This is a genomic window from Paraburkholderia sp. BGA-UO-ETr-F21, from assembly GCF_059567925.1.
Genome location: NZ_JCAQOY010000036.1, coordinates 247,392 through 263,462 on the forward strand (window position 1 = coordinate 247,392; position 16,071 = coordinate 263,462).

The window sequence follows — 16,071 nt, forward strand, 5'->3', positions numbered from 1 at the left end:
CCGCGAAACGCCCGCTCCTTGGCTCTCCTCGATTCCAACGGCTATTGTGAGACCACTGCAAACTTGGGTGCCGCAAGGCCGACTGAAATCTCGCCTTCGTCCAGCCTGTCAGCGCCTGCGATTGCCTTCCCGGCGATATATCCGAACGTCAAGGCAGGTCCGAGTGTGATACCGGCCCCCGGATAGTTACCACCCATGATGCTGCACGCGTCGTTTCCAACTGCGTACAGGCCTTGGATTGGCGTGCCCGCGGAATCAAGCACTCGACAGGATGCATCTGCCTTCAAACCTGCAAATGTTCCAATGTCACCAATTCGGATTTTGAGCGCGTAAAACGGACCTTTCTCGATGGGTGCGACGCATGGATTCGGCGAGTGCAACGCATCACCTTGATAGCGGTTGTACGCCTTGCTGCCTTTCCCGAATGCGGGGTCTCGGCCGAGTCGTGCTTCCGCATTGAAGCTACGAACCGTTTCTCTCAGATTCAGTGCATTGACATTGATTTTTTCGGCCAGTTCTTCGACGGAGGACGCTCGCGTCAGGTACCCAACTCGCAGGTATCGACCGATTGGCATCGGGAACGGCGCGGCACTTCCGAGTCCATAGGTGCGAAGCGTCTTGTGGTCGCATATGAGGTGCGCCGAAATCTCTTCGCCCGGCGGGGTGGACTTCACCAGCGCCTGCACAAAGTCGTGGTACGAATTTCCCTCATTCGTAAACCGACGACCATCACGCAACACAGAGATAACGCCAGGCTTCGCACGGTCGATGAAGTGCGGCATGATGCCTGTTGAACCGTCCTTGCGCGTCAACGTGGAGACAGGAACCCACGCAGCAGCATTGGGAAGCGTCGTCGAGACTTGGCCACCGACCGCTTCTGCCATGCGCAAGCCGTCACCTGTATTCCCGGTCGGCGAGGGCGAGAAGTGTTCCGTCCCAGTGGGTGCGTGGGGAAAAAGCTGCTTGCGACGCTCGATGTCGTACGGGAAGCCACCGCTCGCCAGCACAACGGCTCGGCTGGCTACAACTCTCACCTTCGAGCCTTCGCGGTCGACCAGCGCACCAGTCACTCGACCAGCCTCGGTCGTCAGGTTCACGGCCTTCGTGTTAAGCCACAGCGGAACATTCAAATCCTTGAGCGACTTTGCGAGGCGGCCGGCGAGCGCATTGCCGTTAGTCAATGTCATGCCGCGGCCATGCTTCAGAACGTCTGCGAAGTGACGTGAGAGACGCTTGGTGACATACCATGCCGATTTAATGGACTTCGTCACACGCATAAAGTGCACGATTTCCTTGCCCGAGCCCAACATCATCCCGAACACAGTTAGTTCAGGTAGCGCGGGAGCCAAGTCCTTAATTGCCGCGCCAAGCTCACGTCCATCGAACGGCCGCGTGACCATGGAACGGCCGCCCTGCGTACCACCTGGCGCTTCAGCGTGGTAGTCAGGAAACACCAGCGGCATATCAAAGCGCACAGCCGTCTTCGTTGTGAAAAAGTCGACTGCTTCAGGACCATTCTTGATGAAAGCGTCGACGCGGTTGCTGTCGAAACTGTCGCCCGCCTCGTGCTGAAGGTAGGTACGTGCCGCACCCTCGGGTTCGTAGATGCCTTGGACCTTCGCGAGCGACGTATTGGGAATCCAGAGCCAGCCACCTGAGCGGGCAGTTGAACCACCGAATTTCGGTTCCTTTTCAATCACAAGAACCTTGAGGCCACTCGTGGCGGCTGTGATTGCCGCAGACATCCCCGAGCATCCGGAACCAATCACCAGTACGTCACAGACGTATTCGCTTTCCTGCTTCATTACTCGTCTCCCAGAACGAGAAAGCGACCAGTTGGCGCTTCCTCACAAGTCATTCCCGTTTCCTTGGGCCATGAGTTAATGATACGCTACAATTATATATATGCGCATCTATTTGCGTACGTACAATCCCTAGAACATCAAACGACGATGGAAGTCCCCCTCTGAAGTGTGACCAGGAGGGCCTCTGGGGCGACCGTTGCCGCGGGCGCGGCTCGGGCGAACCCCCTTGCGCCGACTGCTTCTGGGGCGGTCCGATTCAGCGAGAACTTCGCCGCAAGCCGATATGCATCAACAAGCCTTACACACACTCAGGAGCCGAAAATGATTAAGCGAATGACGTTGTTGTCCAGGAAGGAAGGAACTGCTACCAGTGATTTCCGCGCCTATTGGTCCGGCTGCCACGCGGCCCTCGCGCTCTGCATGGAAGGCATCACGAGTTATACACAGAACAGAGTTGAGAAAATCCTATGGCAGCACGCGGACGCACAGGGATGCTTCCAGGTTGATGGTGTAGTGGAGCTTTGCTTTGAGAATGATGAAGTGATGAGCGTCGCGCAACGCTCAGCGATTGGAACCAGATACGTTCCCGAGGATGAGCCGAATTTCCTTCGCGGCTGGAGCCTTTGCGTTGTCGACCATGAAGATGAATTTCCTAAACCCATGGGGGTCAAAGTCATCGTCGTAGCCGTCATGAAAGATGCCGCGGACCGTGAGGCTTTCAGAAAGACGCTTGTTTCTGCAATCGAAGCCGACGGGATGGACGCACAGATGGCATTCAACTGGACGGTCCGTACAGCGAAACGGGAACGACTTTGGTCAGAGCCCGTTGCGCCGAGCGTGCTCTTATCCATATGGTTCCGGAACACCGCCCAGGCTCACAAAGCCTTCGAAGCGGACGGCGGGCTCACTCACGCAATCGGGGGCATATCTAGCCGCGCTGCTGCGTACCTCATCGACCCGCTAGTCATGAAATGACTTTCCTCATCCCCCGTTGTCGGTAGCGAGTGCTGCCGACGACGCCCTTGGTGGGCGACCCCGCAGCGGTGGCACTTAGGAGCTCATGCCTGCCACGTCTGTGGTGGTAGCCGATTAACAGCCCTGCCGCTGGCATTCGCCGGTACTATTCAGTCGCAGCAAACAGTGAATTCGTTTTACAAGGGTTTTTACCTACGCGCATCGGTTCTATAGTCTCGACACGCTGGGCACACATGCCCTCCCACGTCACAGCTAAAGGACCCCAAACATGAAAATGCAGATTATTGCGGCTGCGATTGCCTGTACCGTCAGCGTCACCAGTTTCGCCAGTGAGCAATCAACCCAGGTAACCCGCGCGCAAGTCGTTTCCGAACTCGAGGCCCTCCATCGCGCCGGATACTCCCCCCAAGACTGGGTGCACTATCCCGAAAACATCCAGGCTGCAGAACGGCAAGTCCGGGCACAACGTGTCGACGCTCAGGAGAAAAGCGACCACTGACTACCGGAGGTCACAGCGCGACACCACCTGTGATTGATTCGTCCCAGAAAGTGCCTTACTGAAAAAGCAATGGCGGGCTCTGGCAATTTCAGAACCCGCCTAGTTTTTCGCCGCCCGCTCAAGCTTCCTAGAGCCGGCGTGATGCTTCGGACCGCAATGCATATCCCATCGTTATGCAGGCAATCGCCAGCAAGATTGCAATGAAATAGAAGGCATTGCTCATGCTGCCGGTGTAAGTCTTGATGAGCCCGATGAGATACGGAGTGATAGTTCCGCTCGAGACACCGATGCTGCTAACCAGAGCGATACTCGCCGCCGCATTCGGACCGCGGAAGAACGTCGCAGGAACAGACCAGAAAATTGGGTGTGCGGCGTATACCAGTACGGCAGCAACTGTCAGCAACGCCATCGATACGCTGAATCCGATACCGTGTGATGTCAACAGAGAAAGTGCCAGCGCAGCGCCCACCGCACACAAGATGAAGTGCCACTTCCGCTCGTTGCGCCGGTCCGAATGCTTGGCGATAACAATGACACCTACCGCACCGATTGCGTTTGGAATCGCTGAATACAGACTGATTTGAACGATATCGCTAACACCGAAGTCCTTAATCATCGTCGGCATCCAGAACAGCAACAGCAGGATAGCGGACGTCAGACAAAAATACACGAAGGCGAACAAATACACATAGGGGTTACCCAACGCGGCGACTAGCGAATGGCTGTGTCCAGTCGGTATGTCTTCACGTGCCAGCACGTCTGCCAGATGGCGCTTTTCGTTGGCGGACAGCCACGAGGCTGTCGACGGGTTGTCCTTGAGATAATAGAAGGCAATAACGCCGAGCAGTATGGCTGGTGCGCCCTCAATCGCAAGCATCCACTGCCAGCCGTGAATACCCATGACTCCGTCCATGCCTCGCATAATCCCGCCCGATACCAGACCACCCAGCACACCAGCTACAGCGACGCCCGCATAGAAAATCGATAGTGCGCCAGCGCGACGCCGCGCCGGGAACCAATAGGTCAGGTAGAAAACAATTCCAGGGAAAAAGCCGGCTTCAAACACTCCAAGCAGAAACCGAAGGACGTAAAACTGCGACGTGCTGGAGACGAACACCATCAACACTGACGCCGCGCCCCACAACAGCATGATGCGAGCAAACGTCTTTCTGGCACCGAATCGATGCAAGAGCATGTTACTCGGCACTTCAAAGAGCACGTAACCGCAGAAGAAGAAAACCGCGCCGAGGCTGTACATCGCATCAGTCAGGGACAGGTCGTGCTTCATCTGTAACTGCGCAAAGCCGATGTTATTGCGGTCCAGAATGGCGATGACGTAGCAAAAAAACAAAAAGGGAATGATTCGCAACGTCACCTTGCGAAAAAGACGGTTGTCCGCGGTATCGTCGGAAAAGGGGCCAGACGATATAGGGCTTGTGCGAACCGAACTCGGCGTCGTCATCAGTAAACTCCACAGCGCAGTTGTTTTCCATACGGCGCCGCTTCTGATGAAGGTCAATAAGTCATCTGCCTGGCCGCCGCAACACTCAGAAGGCAACCGCAACATCACGCGCCGGCCCTCGTTGATTACATATTAGCGCAGTGATTCGTATATATATAATTCACGTTTCTACCTAGTGCGAGGCGCCCGGTCGTGCCCCGAGGCACCCCGCAGATAAGGAATTTGCGAAGGCAGTGTTCCGCCCTAAAACTCGCAGTCTCGCAGCCCTTAGAAGTAATGCATCATGCCGAAGTAGCCGCCCTGCTGGTGGTGACCCGGCAGCGGCAGCGAATCCGCAGTTTCGACAGGAAAGTTTGCGTTCCCCCCGTTGAACATTGCCCCGAACGTTGCGTACAGGAACGTGCGCTTTGACAGGTTGTAGGTCGTACCAATGACCCCGAGATTCCCACTGCCGCCGCCGTGATTTGCGTTACCGTGATACCAACCAGCCTGGAAAGCCAGCGCTGCGTTGACCTGATAGGTTGCGCCCAGCCACTCCTGTTCATTTCGGGTGACCCCAGTCGGATTGTCGGCACTGACGACCGTATCGTGTCCCGAGGAGACAAGTGCCTGGTAGCCGGTGTAGAACTTCAATCCACCGAACTGGTACGTGCCACCAATCATGTATTCGCGCGATGCTGCGTACGGGTCCGAGAATTTTCCGTTTGCATCACGGATTTCTTCGTAGACCCCGAATGCGTTGAAACCACCCAGTGAGTAGGTGGCACTTCCGCTAAACTGGCGACTCCCGCGGAAATTCCCTGCCTGGTTCCCGAAACCATTCTGAAGTCGGAAAGAGAAGCCTGCCCATTTCGGCGAGTTATAGGTCAAGGTATTTGAACGCGAACCCCACGCGCGACCCTTGGCAAAGTTTGCGATACCGGTCACCTGCTCTCCGAACGGGTCAAGATAATATCCCGTCTCATCGGTGAGACTCATTATCTGACCTGCCCACAAGCTGCCCCACTCGTCCTTACCAAGCCCCACGTAGGCGTATCGGTTGAACAGGCTTTGCCCCGGCAACTGCCCCGTTCCCGCAGTGAACATGCTTTCAAGTTTGAATTCCGCATGGAAGCCTCCTCCAAGGTCTTCCTTGCCAGTCAGACCCCACCAGCTGATACCGTACTGGTTGCTGCCAAAACGATAGTTGTTCTTCGATTGACCGTCCGGCGTCGCCACATTCGTGACGAAATCGAGTCCCGATGCAACTCGGCCATAGAGCGTGACGCTGCTCTGCGCATGAGCACTGCATACTCCGGCGGACACAAGAATGCCTAAAATCACCTTTCTACACATTTCGTTATCCTTAATGTAAAAATCTCCAAAAATTGCATCCCGGTCTCTAGCGGGCCGGTGCAATCAACTCGCTAACCCAACTTCAAAGACTCACAGCACGCCTTCGATACATAGCCAGGCCTCAGGAAGGAGCCTGGCGTGCTCTTTTCTCTCAGTTCTTGATAGTGCGGAAGGTGCGCAGTGCCGTAGGCAGATAACGAACGGTGGTGGCAACCAGAATCGCACACGCCTGTACCAGAAGCTGCACCGAGGTTCCAGCTCCGAGCGCAAGTACCATCTGGCCCAGTTGTGCCATGAACAATGCGGCAACGGCACTCGCGATGACGCTCCCCTTGCCACCCGTGAACGGTGTACCACCGACGACGACGGCCGCGATTGCAGGCATCAGGTAATCGTTGCCCGACGACTGCGAAGCACTTCCGATGAACCCGGCAAGCAGCATTCCGGCCGCCGAGAAGCAAACGGCTGAGGCGACGTACGCGCCAATCTGATACTTGAGCACGCGAACCCCGGCAGCATCTGCTGCGCGCGGGTTGACACCAACGGCGACAAATCTCCGGCCAACGGCGGTTTTTCGCGTAATAACCCAAGCTGTAACCACGAACGCGAACGCAAACAGCACGTTTGCCGGCAACCCTAAGACCTGGGCGTGCGAGATTGTCTGCATGATGGGCGGCACGTTGACCGGGACGTTGCCGGTGAGTGAACGGACAACACCGATGAGCAGCGCGTTCACGGCAAGCGTCGCAACGAGCGGAGTTATCGCCAGTCGCGAAACCAGCGCACCATTGAGCATTCCTACGACCGCTCCAACGCATACAGTAAATACTGCGGCAAAAACTATCGAGTCGAATCCGAAGCCCGTTCTCGCCATCAGAACGCCTGCGAGGGACACCATGCCAGTGGCCGACATGTCGAGACCACGCTGCTGTATAACAAGCGTTTGGCCCGTAGCGACGATGGCCAGAATCCCTGCAAACGGTAACATTGCCAGGATGGAACCTCGCGCCATCGTGCCCGGCGCTACAACGGCGCTGATTGCGAACAGAACGACCAACCCAATCCAAATCCATGAGAACTCCCCCATGGCTGGAATCGCCTTCGGACTCGGCAACTGTGCCGACGGACGAGGAAGGTGCTGAACCGTATCGGCGCGATTTTGAGTCGAAACGTTTCTCATTTTGCCACCGCCATTTCTCTGCTCTTGGAATAAAGGGCCACCGACGCAAGAATCATCCCGCCTAGCAGATACGATTGCCACGAATCGCCGAGGTCAAGGAATGAGGTCACGACGTTGACCTGTGTGATAAGCAAAGCACCTAGGAGTGCGCCTACAAACGAGCCACGACCGCCGAACAGACTCGCACCGCCAATCACTACTGCTGCCACGCTTGCAAGCGTGTAGTTGATGCCCGCGCTCGGGTCGCCCGAGCCGACTTGCGCCATCATTGGAATTGCTGCGATGCCGGCAAGCAGAGAACAGCCAACGTAGGCGGTAAGCAGCGTCAGATGCGGGCGCACCCCGGCCATCCGTGCAGCTTCAGCACGCGACCCCACTCCGCGGAATGCCAGACCAAGCCTTGTCCGGAAGAGCCCAAACTCAAGTGCCAGCGCGATGATGGCGGCGAAAATCGCGATGACTGGGACGAATCCCAACTGCGTGCCAATTCCATCAACGATGGAGTCCGCGATGAGACCGCCCGGGATAGGACGCAAGAGTAGCGAGACCGCCTGAAGGGCCATATAGGTGGCTAGCGTCGCGACCATCGGATGAAGGCGGAATGGGTCAACAAGCAGCCAATTGACGACCCCTACAACTACCGCCACGGCAAAGACAATCACCCAGCCTTCTAGTTGATGGCCAAACGTTGCACCATCGTTCAGGAAGAACGACTGAATGACAACCATCAATCCCATCAAGGGGCCGACCGACAGGTCGATACCTCCGACAAGCATCAGAGCCTGCTGTCCGTATGAGACGATTGCCAGTGTGGCGACGAGCGCAAGCATCCCGCTGAGGTTGCGAGTCGAAAGATAGGTCTCGTTGACATGTGTCGCATAAATGCCGAGCACAGAAATCACGAGCGCGAGCATCACCAGCGGTGCCCAGTCCCCTGCCGCCCATTTCCAGAAGCCTGAGATACTGGCTGAACCTCTTTCACGCTCTGTGGTCGCGGTCAAAACCGCCGACGTTATGTTGTTTTCGCTCACGGCGTCATCGCGAAGTTCCTTCACGATGTGTCCGCGCGAGAAAATCAGGACTCGGTCGCACAGCCCGGCTACTTCAAGAGAGTCTGACGAAACCACAATGACTGCAGTACCACCAGCGGCCGCTTCACGGAGCACCTTATATATCTCCATCCGTGCACCGATGTCTACTCCTTGCGTCGGCTCGTCCACGAGCAGGACCTTCGGCTTGCTCGCCAGCACGCTGGACAGAACTAGCTTCTGCTGATTGCCCCCTGAGAGCGAGCGGATCGGTGTCTCAATGGTGGGGGTCTTGACAGCGAAGCTTGACACAGCCTCCCCTGCACGACGCCCTTCGCTCTTTGGACGCACAAGTCCTCGGACCGTGTCAAAAGACAGGCTACGAATCGAAAAATTCTCGCGGACCGAAAGGTCGCCAAAGATGCCCTCGCGATGACGGTCACCTGGCAGATAGCGCACATCGCTGCGCGTTGCAGCTTGGGAGTGTTTGAGCAATACGCTCTTGCCGTTGACGGTCACGCTTCCCTTGCTTTTGTTCAACCCCGCAAGTGCCCGCATGAATTCGCGTTGGCCATTGCCGTCAATGCCGGCGAGCCCAACAATTTCGCCCTTCTTGACCTGCAACGAGACGTCCGTGAATCCGGAACCTCTCAAGCCGACAACATCAAGGACAACCTCGGCCCGGCGAGCCTTTGACTTCGGAGGAAACTCGCGGTCGAGCGCCCCGCCAACGATGAGTTCGACAATCTGTTGCTCGCTCAGATTCGAAGCGTCGTAGGTACCTTGTCCCTGGCCATCACGAAGTACAGTGAGGCGGTCGGCAATTTGCTGCACCTCGCGAATTCGGTGCGAGATGTACACGACCGCGCAGCCTCCCGCCGTCACCTTTCGAATTCGCTCAAACAAGCGCTCGACGTCTTCAGCGAGAAGGTGCTCCGTGGGCTCATCGAGAACCAGGACTTTCGGCTTCGTCGCTAGCGCCTTCACAATTTCAACAATGAATCGCTGCTCCGGATTCAGACTGGCCACTCGTGCCGATGCGTCAATGGCGACGTCGTCGCTCCATTGCTCCAGAAGACGTTGCGCCCATGATGTCGTGCGCATAAGTGTTGGGCGCTGCGCTTCCGATACACCAAGATACAGGTTCTCGGCGACTGTCAAATCGGGCATCAAGGCTGGCTCTTGGCGAACGATGGCAAGCCCGAGTGTGCGTGCCTTTTCCGTATCGCCCTTGGACTCGACGCCGTTGATGACAACCCGTCCTTCTTCGGGGACCAAGGCGCCCGACGCAACCGCCATCAAGGTAGATTTTCCGGCGCCGTTTTCCCCGACGAGCCCGTGTACTTCACCAACCGCGACTTCGAACGTGACATCGTCCAGTGCTTTCACACCTGGGAAGACCTTCGTCACATGGTCAACCTGCAGTGCAATCTTTCGTTCCATTTTCGTCTCCTGCCTTCCTGATTTACCCGCAATGCGAATGCCCTGCTGTGCACTTGATGCATACGGGAGCGTCTACGCCGACCCTCTAGGTCTTTGGTCCGCCTGCTGTTTAATTTCTTCTTTGCAGGCGTACCGGTCACTCCGAAGCTACATCCGCCGACTCGAGCAGCTCCGAGTACGTGGGATAGTCGGCGTATCCCTTTTCGTCGCCGGTATAGAGCGTCGGCATGTCGACAGGACTCAGCGGCCATCCGTTACGGAAGCGCTCTACGAGGTCGGGGTTCGAAACGTATGACCGCCCGTAGCCAGCGAGGTCCGTCAAGCCCAATTCGACAAGTTCTTCGCCCGCTTCCTGGTCGAGAGCGCCTGTGAGAATCAAGGTGCCTGTATAGGCATCACGGAATTTGCCAAGAAATTCCCTACCAATTCCCACGCCAATAAACGCTGTCTGGTCGCTGAGATGTACATATGCGAGATTTCGCTTGCTCAATTCGTTTGCCAGCGTCAGCCAGGTGTTCTCTTCATCGTCGAATGGCTGCATGTCATACAGTCGACCGAAAGGCGACAGGCGAATACCCACTCGTGTGCTGCCGATTCCTTTTGCGAGAGCATCGACTGTTTCCAGCGTGAAACGAAGACGGTTCATTGTGCTGCCGCCGTACTCGTCAGTGCGCTTGTTGAGCGAGCCGTTGGCGAACTGGTCGAAGATGTACCCGTTTGCGCCGTGAATCTCCACGCCGTCAAAGCCGGCTCGCATCGACTCGACACCTGCCGTTACAAAGTCCGAGCTAATACGTGCAATTTCGCTCGTTTCGAGTGCGCGAGGCACGCTGGCCTGAATCGGACCCGGTTCCCCGCTCTCGTTGTATGCATAGCAGTTACTGTTTTGCGCGGCGACGGCGACCGACGAAACCGGAGCTGCGCCATCCTGCTGCAAACTGACATGCGACATACGACCAACATGCCAAAGCTGGATGAACATCTTTCCACCCTCTTCGTGCACTGCCTTCGTAACCTGCTTCCAGCCGTCAATCTGCTCGTGTGTGTAGATACCCGGCGTGTACAGATACCCTGCGCCTTCAGCCGAAATCTGCGAACCCTCGCTGATAATCAACCCTGCACCGGCCCGTTGACGGTAATACAGGACCGTCTGGGCGTCAGGCACCGTGTTTTTTGCGCGGCATCGCGTCATCGGCGCCATGACGACGCGGTTTGCCAGCTTGGTACCAGCCATGTCATAGGCTTCAAGTAGCGAGCTCATAACAATTCCTTCATTGGTTTCGGTTAAACACTTTTCCTCTCCGAACGTCATCCCGTATAACCGCAGTGAAGACGAAAACAGGTCGCTTGCCCGCAGCAACTGGATGAACAGCTCGAGAGAGACGCTAGCGACGGCTCACCAGCTTTCTTTTACGAACGGGTTCTTTACCCACCCATCCGTCCATGGGGCAGACTGTTGAACAACGCCAGTGATTTCTTCGAAGTACCACTTTCCATCGACTTTGATGAGCTTGTCTTTGTACTTGCCGGCGATAAAAACCGCCTCTCCTTGGGGCGAAGGCTCACTTGGCGCCATGGATACGAAACACACCAGGTAGAACGTAGCTGTTGCATGACAACCGTCTTCGTCCACGTCCACCGCTGGCGAGACGATGTTATGCAAGGCCCAGGTGATGTTCGCCGACAGGTTGCGACAGTGCTGCTTGATTGCCTCCCTGCCTTTCGCTTCGCCGCCGACTCCTTTAATGACCCAAAGGCCATCGTCAACGAAAAGCGATGCGACGCCTTCCGGGTCATACCCGTTATCGAGATGTTCGGCATACCTGGCCTTTAGATACTTGATAGCCTCGATATCTTCGAGTCGTGCCAAACGCTGCTCCGTGCTGAATCTGGACCCTTCCATGACTATCTCCCTTAGCGAATAGCGGTCTGAGAAAAATTGCATCGGTAACTTCGCCGTCGATTAAGAAAAGCGAAGTCAAAACATGGCGAGCAACAAATGAATTGACGCGCGTGCACAAGCGCCAATCATGAATAAGCTGTGGTCAATCTCGGCCGGCCCCCTTGCGGGGGAAACACTCGCCAGGCGCCGTCTTCGTGGTGAAAGAAGGCGATTCTCAGCGGACCCGCGAGGCGCAGCACTTCAACGCATACGTAACGCACACCGAAGGAAGTACGTCCGAACTCCGTGACCCGCAATGGCCTGGTCGTCGGTGCGCCAAGCCATTTATCAACAAGCGTATGCAAGGATGTTTTCTCGATATCCATGGTCGTCACCTAATGTCGCGTTTTACGAGAATTCCCGGTCCACTGAGGTTCAGCTGGACGAGGTGCGTCGGCAGGAGGCTGGAAGGTCCGAGAAAATGATCACGGCGGCCGACAGAAGCGAAAACCAAAGACTCCCGAGAGAGGCGCGAACTCCCATGGTGCGGAAAGTACGGAACGCTCGTGAGCGGTTTCAATTTCGTCTCCTTATCTGCGAACTCGTAACCTGCAATGGCAGGTGGTCCGCTTTGTAACGAATGTACGAAACCTGACTCGACTGTTCGCGACTCGGCACGACAGATTTGATGGATTGAGCGCGCCAAATCGCGATGCCCATGAGGCCTTTGAAGGAATCGGCTAACTACATGCCGTTAGCGAACTGTCGGCTGGTCCGCTGCGGCTCTCTTTGCTTCGAGTCCCATGCCTCGTCCGGTGCGACCTTTTAAGCAACTATTTCACGCGTTCGCTGTCCGGGTTTGTTCGAATTGGAAATTGGATATTTTCGAAGTAATTTGTAACTGTACAAGTTTCACGGGATGAGTCGCGAATAACCACCACGGGCACGTCAAATCATGATTGAACAGTTCGATACGTCTTCGGTTTTGGTCCGTGAACGATTGGCCTATTACCACGACGTAATCTGCCGTCTTTACTGTCACGTAGACCTGCCTGCGTTCTCGGATGCTGGCGACGTTTTCCGAGCACGCGTCGTCCAAAAACCGATAGCTTCCATTGGGGTCGGAGACATTGCTGCGCCTGGCTTGCAGTATGTGCGTACGACGAGTGACCTCAGCCGCACGCCAAGTGACGACTTTCTTGCGAGCCTGCTCGTTCAGGGCAGTGGCACACTTGAGCAAAGTGGTCGCCAAACGAAGCAAAAGGTCGGAGATATCGTTCTTTACGATACGGCGCGGGCCTTCAAATACAGCTTCTCCTCTGACTACCGCATAATTTTGCTGAAGATTCCCCGAAAGCAAATGCTCTGCCGACTGTCTGACGCCGAGCGCTTTACCGCAATCGCGCTGGATGGCCAATCGGCGATGGGCGCGCTCGCCGGTTCGGTCATCAGGGGCGCCGCAAATGTGGATAAGGAGCTTGAGTCTTGCGCCGCATCCAAGTTGGCTGCCTCAGTCATCGATATCTTCGCGGCATCCGTTGAGACTGAATTTAACGGCATGAAAGGCATGCTCGAAAGACACGGAGGCGTACTAGAGCGTGCAAAGAGCTATATCGAAGCGAACCTGGGCGATTCAGAACTTGATGTCGAAATGGTCTCGAATGCCATCGGCGTGTCGAGACGCACTCTGAACAGGATATTTGCAGCTCAAGGAACAACGGCCGCGCGGTGGCTCTGGCAGAAGCGCCTCGAGGCAAGCCACACTTCGCTTACTGAGGGGCGTGCCCAGCACATTGCTGACGTCGCGGTGGCATGCGGTTTCAGCGATTTCTCACACTTCAGCAGAGCATTTAAGAAGACTTACGGCGTTGCGCCCAATACATTGGTAAAGCAGCGCGCTGCTTGAACTTCTTGGCACTAGCTGATGCGATGTCGCAGAAACGTTTGCCCTGCGACATCTCACAGTGATAGGTTCGCTCATCCAATCAAGACGCGCGCAAATAAAAAGATGGCATCCGTGGGTTGCGGACGCCATGAAAGTGCCGCAGGAGTACGGCACTGAACGAACATCAGTACTTAAGTCTTGTCGTAACCGCCGTCTACCATCAATGTCGTACCGTTACAGCCGCTAGACAGGTCTGAAAGAAAGAATGCGACCGCATTTGCCACTTCCTCGGGCCGAATAAGCCGTCCGATAGGGACCTGTTGCATCCATGTGGCGACCATCTCCGGCGCCTCATTCGCAATTCTTCCAATCATCGGAGTTTCCGTGCGACCCGGTCCTACGGCATTCACGCGGATTCCATCGCTCGCCCATTCCACGCCGAGCAACGCTGCAAGGTGCTCGACGGCCGCCTTTGTAGCTCCGTAGGCAGCGCACTTCTCCGGTCTGACAACCGTGCGAGCCGCTATTGAGGAAATCAGGACGATGCTGCCGCCGCGCTCGCGCATGTGACGAGCGAACGATTGCGCTGTAAAGAATGCGCCGTCGAGATTGATGGACATCGTCTGACGCCACGAAGCCTCGTTGTATGCAAAAGCCTCTGACATAACCGCGATGCCAGCATTGGCCACAACCCCATCGACACCGCCATGGCAACGAACCACGTCGTCCGCGGCCTGCGTCAGCGAGTCGGCGCTCGTGACGTCGATAGGCAGAAAATGGACCATTCCGCGACCAGCGTCCACTTCTGCGGCCAACCGTTCGCCATCGCTCGAAACCAGGTCCGCCATAATGACCCGGCTACCCGAGTCCACCAAACAACGAACCGTGGCAAGGCCGATGCCTCCGGCGCCACCAGTGATAACAATCGTCTTGTTGCGCAATCCCTCCATGCTACGAGTCTCCTTTTATAGATGACTACATCAAGCGTGGCCCTCCCCCTACCGCGCGCAAGTAAGCGTACGATGCGCAAGGCATGGGGAGAGTTGGCACAGGTCAGCGCTTAGCCGAGATAGACGCCGACGGACTTGAGCTCGGTATATGCCTCAATTCCGTTCAGCCCCATCTCTCGTCCCCATCCGGACTGCTTATAGCCACCGAAAGGAAGCGCCGCGTCGGTCTGGTTGTGGTTATTGACCCAAACCACGCCTGCTCGGATACGCGACGCTAACTTGTGAGCCAAACTAACGTCCTGAGTCCATACGCTCGCGGCGAGACCGTAGTTCGTGTTATTGGCTTCGCGTACGAGCGCATCGAGGTTGTCGCTATCCATCCTCATCGCGGAAATGACCGGTCCGAAGATTTCCTGCTGATACACAGTCATGCCCGGCTTTACGTCTGTCAACACGGTCGGGCTGATGAAAAAGCCTGCGCCTTCCGGCTTCCCGCCGCCCGAATACACCTTCGCGCCCTCGTCGATACCCGCTTGCAGCAGTTTTGATACGCGCGAAAGTTGTCGTTCGGAGATGAGAGGTCCAAGGTTCGTGGCTGGGTCGAGGCCATGACCGAGTTTGAGCGACTCTGCATATTCCGAAACCCCTGCAACGACCTTGTCGTAGATGTCTTCGTGAATATAGAGGCGGGAACCAGCCGTACATGCCTGGCCAGTATTGAGCAGCACTGCTTCTGCCACGCCCGGGATGGCACGCTTCAGGTCGGCATCAGGAAAAACGAAAACCGGGCTTTTGCCACCGAGTTCGAGCGTGACGCGTTTCAGGTTGCCTGCCGAGGCGCGCACGATAGCCTTGCCCGTATCGGTGCTCCCGGTGAATGCGACCTTGTCAACGTCCGGATGCTCGACCAAAGCGGCACCTGCGGTACCATCGCCGGTCACGACATTGAGCACGCCCGGGGGCAGCCCGGCCTCTTGACAGAGTTCGGCAATTCGCAGTGCCGTCAGCGGCGTGTCCTCAGCGGGCTTGAGCACAATGGTACAACCGGCAGCAAGAGCGGGCGCCAACTTCCATGCCGCCATGAGCAGAGGCACGTTCCACGGAATGATTTGACCCACGACGCCGATGGGCTCGCGGACCGTATATGCGTGCCATTCGCCCGGCATATTCACCGGAATGGTGGTGCCGGTGATTTTCGTGGCCCATCCCGAGTAGTAGCGGAAATGCTCTGCGCCGAGGCGGACGTAAAAATTTTTCACCACGTTGTACGGCGAGCCTTCGTCGAGAACTTCCAGTTGTGCAAGTTCCTCTGCATGCTCGTCGATTAGTGCGCCAATCTTCCAGATGATTTTCGCGCGCTCGCTTGTCGGCATCGTGCGCCACGGCCCGCCCTCAAAAGCTTCGCGAGCTGCCTTGACTGCGAGCTCAACGTCTTTTGCATCGCCGTTCGCCATCGTCGAAATCGTAGCCCCAGTGGCCGGGTCGACGACATCACGAGTCGCACCCGACGAAGCAGTGACCCATTCACCGCCGATAAAGAGGCGATGTTTCTTTCCCAGAAATCGCTTCGTGGCTTCAGAGAGGGTGGATGCCGTATCGAAAACTGCAATTGAAGAAGTCATTGCTC

The 16,071-nt window shown here is 56.5% G+C and carries 12 protein-coding genes; 3 read left to right on the forward strand and 9 right to left on the reverse strand.

Annotated features, from left to right (window positions below):
- Window positions 1–41 precede the first annotated feature (41 nt).
- Complete coding sequence (locus tag AC57B1_RS22170) at window positions 42–1,805, reverse strand: FAD-dependent oxidoreductase (protein WP_496418670.1); 1,764 nt, start codon at window positions 1,803–1,805, stop codon at window positions 42–44.
- Window positions 1,806–2,126: 321 nt separating this feature from the next.
- Here AC57B1_RS22170 and AC57B1_RS22175 point away from each other — a divergent pair, with 321 nt between their 5' ends.
- Together AC57B1_RS22175 and AC57B1_RS22180 are read left to right on the forward strand one after the other, a co-directional pair.
- Window positions 2,127–2,780 (forward strand): EthD domain-containing protein, encoded by a 654-nt coding sequence (locus AC57B1_RS22175; protein ID WP_496418671.1) that lies wholly within the window; start codon window positions 2,127–2,129, stop codon window positions 2,778–2,780.
- A 268-nt stretch (window positions 2,781–3,048) separates the two neighbouring features.
- Window positions 3,049–3,279 (forward strand): DUF4148 domain-containing protein, encoded by a 231-nt coding sequence (locus AC57B1_RS22180; protein WP_496418672.1) that lies wholly within the window; start codon window positions 3,049–3,051, stop codon window positions 3,277–3,279.
- A 127-nt stretch (window positions 3,280–3,406) separates the two neighbouring features.
- On the opposite strand, the gene AC57B1_RS22185 is transcribed toward AC57B1_RS22180, so the two are convergent.
- The 6 genes from AC57B1_RS22185 to AC57B1_RS22210 all read right to left on the reverse strand — a co-directional run bounded on the left by AC57B1_RS22185 (window position 3,407) and on the right by AC57B1_RS22210 (window position 11,597).
- On the reverse strand, window positions 3,407–4,741 hold the full coding sequence (locus AC57B1_RS22185) for an MFS transporter (protein ID WP_496418846.1): 1,335 nt from the start codon (window positions 4,739–4,741) through the stop codon (window positions 3,407–3,409).
- Window positions 4,742–5,008: 267 nt separating this feature from the next.
- Window positions 5,009–6,076 carry a porin gene (locus AC57B1_RS22190; RefSeq protein WP_496418673.1) on the reverse strand — a complete coding sequence of 356 codons (1,068 nt, stop codon included), beginning with the start codon at window positions 6,074–6,076 and terminating at the stop codon, window positions 5,009–5,011.
- 151 nt (window positions 6,077–6,227) lie between these two features.
- Window positions 6,228–7,256, reverse strand: coding sequence for an ABC transporter permease (locus tag AC57B1_RS22195; protein WP_496418674.1), 1,029 nt, complete (start codon window positions 7,254–7,256; stop codon window positions 6,228–6,230).
- Window positions 7,253–9,727 carry an ATP-binding cassette domain-containing protein gene (locus tag AC57B1_RS22200; RefSeq protein WP_496418675.1) on the reverse strand — a complete coding sequence of 825 codons (2,475 nt, stop codon included), beginning with the start codon at window positions 9,725–9,727 and terminating at the stop codon, window positions 7,253–7,255. Before AC57B1_RS22200 ends, AC57B1_RS22195 begins: the two co-directional genes overlap by 4 nt.
- 136 nt (window positions 9,728–9,863) lie before the next feature.
- On the reverse strand, window positions 9,864–10,988 hold the full coding sequence (locus AC57B1_RS22205; protein ID WP_496418676.1) for an alkene reductase: 1,125 nt from the start codon (window positions 10,986–10,988) through the stop codon (window positions 9,864–9,866).
- 135 nt (window positions 10,989–11,123) lie between these two features.
- Window positions 11,124–11,597, reverse strand: a complete 474-nt coding sequence (locus AC57B1_RS22210; RefSeq protein WP_496418677.1) for a nuclear transport factor 2 family protein — start codon at window positions 11,595–11,597, stop codon at window positions 11,124–11,126.
- Window positions 11,598–12,564: 967 nt separating this feature from the next.
- Between AC57B1_RS22210 and AC57B1_RS22215 the strand changes: the two genes are divergently transcribed.
- Window positions 12,565–13,515, forward strand: coding sequence for a helix-turn-helix domain-containing protein (locus AC57B1_RS22215; RefSeq protein WP_496418678.1), 951 nt, complete (start codon window positions 12,565–12,567; stop codon window positions 13,513–13,515).
- A 170-nt stretch (window positions 13,516–13,685) separates the two neighbouring features.
- Here the strand turns inward: AC57B1_RS22215 and AC57B1_RS22220 are convergent, their stop codons facing one another.
- Window positions 13,686–14,444 carry an SDR family NAD(P)-dependent oxidoreductase gene (locus AC57B1_RS22220; RefSeq protein ID WP_496418679.1) on the reverse strand — a complete coding sequence of 253 codons (759 nt, stop codon included), beginning with the start codon at window positions 14,442–14,444 and terminating at the stop codon, window positions 13,686–13,688.
- Between the two features lie 110 nt (window positions 14,445–14,554).
- Window positions 14,555–16,066, reverse strand: a complete 1,512-nt coding sequence (locus tag AC57B1_RS22225) for an aldehyde dehydrogenase family protein (RefSeq protein WP_496418680.1) — start codon at window positions 16,064–16,066, stop codon at window positions 14,555–14,557.
- Window positions 16,067–16,071 lie beyond the last annotated feature (5 nt).

Coding starts and splice junctions, on each gene's coding strand:
- AC57B1_RS22170 (WP_496418670.1), bottom strand. CDS start 1,805: ATGAAGCAGGAAAGCGAATACGTCTGTGACGTACTGGTGATTGGTTCC.
- AC57B1_RS22175 (WP_496418671.1), top strand. CDS start 2,127: ATGATTAAGCGAATGACGTTGTTGTCCAGGAAGGAAGGAACTGCTACC.
- AC57B1_RS22180 (WP_496418672.1), top strand. CDS start 3,049: ATGAAAATGCAGATTATTGCGGCTGCGATTGCCTGTACCGTCAGCGTC.
- AC57B1_RS22185 (WP_496418846.1), bottom strand. CDS start 4,741: ATGACGACGCCGAGTTCGGTTCGCACAAGCCCTATATCGTCTGGCCCC.
- AC57B1_RS22190 (WP_496418673.1), bottom strand. CDS start 6,076: ATGTGTAGAAAGGTGATTTTAGGCATTCTTGTGTCCGCCGGAGTATGC.
- AC57B1_RS22195 (WP_496418674.1), bottom strand. CDS start 7,256: ATGAGAAACGTTTCGACTCAAAATCGCGCCGATACGGTTCAGCACCTT.
- AC57B1_RS22200 (WP_496418675.1), bottom strand. CDS start 9,727: ATGGAACGAAAGATTGCACTGCAGGTTGACCATGTGACGAAGGTCTTC.
- AC57B1_RS22205 (WP_496418676.1), bottom strand. CDS start 10,988: ATGAGCTCGCTACTTGAAGCCTATGACATGGCTGGTACCAAGCTGGCA.
- AC57B1_RS22215 (WP_496418678.1), top strand. CDS start 12,565: ATGATTGAACAGTTCGATACGTCTTCGGTTTTGGTCCGTGAACGATTG.
- AC57B1_RS22220 (WP_496418679.1), bottom strand. CDS start 14,444: ATGGAGGGATTGCGCAACAAGACGATTGTTATCACTGGTGGCGCCGGA.
- AC57B1_RS22225 (WP_496418680.1), bottom strand. CDS start 16,066: ATGACTTCTTCAATTGCAGTTTTCGATACGGCATCCACCCTCTCTGAA.